The sequence below is a fragment of the Pseudonocardia tropica genome (assembly GCF_040105315.1).
In the GTDB taxonomy this organism is placed as follows: domain Bacteria; phylum Actinomycetota; class Actinomycetes; order Mycobacteriales; family Pseudonocardiaceae; genus Pseudonocardia; species Pseudonocardia alni.
Map to the genome: position 1 here is coordinate 1 of NZ_JBEDNP010000069.1, position 2,105 is coordinate 2,105.

4 protein-coding genes are annotated in these 2,105 nt (G+C 66.2%); all 4 read right to left on the minus strand.

Annotated elements, in window-relative coordinates; genetic code table 11:
- Window positions 1–100: 100 nt before the first annotated feature.
- Entirely contained in the window at window positions 101–892 is a 792-nt protein-coding gene (locus tag WHI96_RS27505; RefSeq protein WP_345645303.1) for a site-specific integrase, read from the minus strand.
- Window positions 889–1,098, minus strand: a complete 210-nt coding sequence (locus WHI96_RS27510) for a helix-turn-helix domain-containing protein (RefSeq protein ID WP_345645300.1) — start codon at window positions 1,096–1,098, stop codon at window positions 889–891. The genes WHI96_RS27505 and WHI96_RS27510 overlap by 4 nt, the downstream gene beginning before the upstream one ends.
- A 65-nt stretch (window positions 1,099–1,163) precedes the next feature.
- Entirely contained in the window at window positions 1,164–1,706 is a 543-nt protein-coding gene (locus WHI96_RS27515) for a hypothetical protein (protein WP_345645297.1), read from the minus strand.
- 285 nt (window positions 1,707–1,991) lie between these two features.
- Window positions 1,992–2,105, minus strand: a 114-nt coding sequence (locus tag WHI96_RS27520) for a transposase (RefSeq protein ID WP_349302426.1), incomplete at its 5' end; no start/stop codon positions are given.

Genomic DNA, 2,105 nt, shown 5'->3' on the forward strand with positions numbered 1-2,105 from the left:
ATCGTCACCACCGAAGCCGCACCGACCGGCAGCGAGGCACTCATGACAACCGAGGCAATAACCGCCTAGAATCCCGAACCAAGATCACGCGGAGTCGATCTCATACACCACTCCGCCGGACGTGACCGCGCCGGGACTTTCGCGTTTTGGTGTCTCCGCCGATGCGTACCGATCGCACCACGGAGATCGACGGTGGAGTCGGGGGTGATGCCTCGGGCTGCCCGGCCAGGTCGACATCTTCCCATCGCAGTGCGCGAAGCTCCTCGGTACGGGCACCGGTGAGCAGCGATAGCACGATGTAGGCGTGCAGGGGGCTCGCTTCGGCTGCGTCGAGGAGAGCACCTGCCTGGGCCAGGTCCAGCGACTTGGACCGCCTGCCCGGTTGGCCGGCCGGAGGACTGCACACGCTCACGACGTTGCGTTTGACCTTGTCGCGGGCCATAGCGTGGGTGACGGCCCGGCTCAGTATCGAGTGCATCAGACGGAGGGTCCGGGTGCTGACGGATCGCGATTCGGCTTTCAGCCAGCGGTCGACGTCGTCGGCGGACAGATCGCGGAGTTTGTGCGCACCGAGGGGACCAACGATGTGCTGTTCGGCGATCGTCGTGTAGTTCTTGACCGTCGCCGGAGCTCGCCCGGAGAGTCCGTAGGTCAGCCAGTCGTGCACCGTCTCGCGCACCGTGTAGTAACCGGGAACGACGGTGGTGCCGTCCTCGTGGTCGCGGAGAATCTCGCGCAGCTTGGCCTTGGCGGCCGTCTTCGTGGTTCCGCTGGCCTTACGGGTGATCCGTTTACCGCGGCCGTCGAACCTGATCGTCGCGGTGGCGATCCAGCGCTGCCGTGATTCGTCCCAGTGAAGACCGCCTTCGCCGCGGCTCCGTCGCACCGTCACGAGGCCACACCGAACCGACCCGACGCCGCCGCCTCGCCCTCGAGCAGCGCAACGTACTCGGTGATCGCGGAAGCGGGGATCAGACGGGTCCGGCCCACATGAACCGAGCGCAGTCGTCCGCAGCGGAGCTGCTCATAGATCGTGCTGCGCTTGAGGGACAGGATCGTCATCGCCTCGTCGACCCGGTAGAGCTCCTTGTCCGCCATGAGGTCGTCTCCGTGCTGCCACGAGCGCCAAGCCGAGGGCGCCCTGATCGTCTGCTGCTGCACGGTCACGCTTCCGGTCGGGATGTCTCACCGCGTTGCTGTCGTGTGTCCGGACCCGTTGGCTGGTCGTCGCGTCCGTCCGTCGGGTAGGGCTGGCGGTCGAACCGGCGAGGTTGTTCGACGCCGTCGACGAACCAACTGATGGGCCGGCGGGTGCCGAGCTCGCCCACGAAGTACCGGGTCACCGATGCAGACAGGACCCCCGGATCTTTCGACCGTCCGGCGGCGAACTCCTCAGCGGCGCGTTCGTTGTCGAAGACCACCTCGATGGCTCCGATGTCGTCGGGCTTCGATGCGTGGACAGAGAAGACGGCGCTGCGGCGCCGTGCCTTGTCGGATGTCATGCACATCAGCTTTCGGGCGTCCGAAAGCAGCGGCGGATCGAAGTTCGGATCTGTGGATAGATGCGCGCGGGCGGTGTCCGTGAGAATGGCGGGGTGGACCTCGCCGGGATGTCGGTGGACGAGCTTGTCTCTGCCGTGCAGCACTCCGAGCAGCTGCGGCGCGCCGGTCGGGAGAACAGCGGTCGGCTTCTGGCCGAGCTCCACAGCCGTGAGGGCCTGTCGTGGCCGGCGATCGCTCGTATGACGGAGATCCGGCAGACCACCGCCTACGACCTCGCCCGTCCCTTCCTCAACAGCTCATCTGAGAGCGACGACCCGTCCGCGTAAGCCGGGATGGTCAGGTTGCAGTGCGGAGCAGGCTTTCGTGCGCAGCGAGATATGCCGGAAGCGATGCTTCCGGCGTCGGCCGTGGGCGGCCTGAGAGGCGGAACGGGGGCGTTCCGAGGTCGAGCGTCGTGCGCTTGGGAAAGCAAAAAGGCTCTTCCGGATTTAGAGTGCGAGCGCTCCGCAGTGCAGTAGCGACCGGATCCGATAATTGATCAGGTTGCGGAAGCCCATGGCGTTGCGGCGGAGGGCTTCGAGTCGGCCGTTGATGGCCTCGGT

Bases quoted from the DNA above. Each gene is read 5' to 3' on its own strand.
- WHI96_RS27510 (WP_345645300.1), bottom strand. From the start codon at position 1,098: ATGGCGGACAAGGAGCTCTACCGGGTCGACGAGGCGATGACGATCCTG.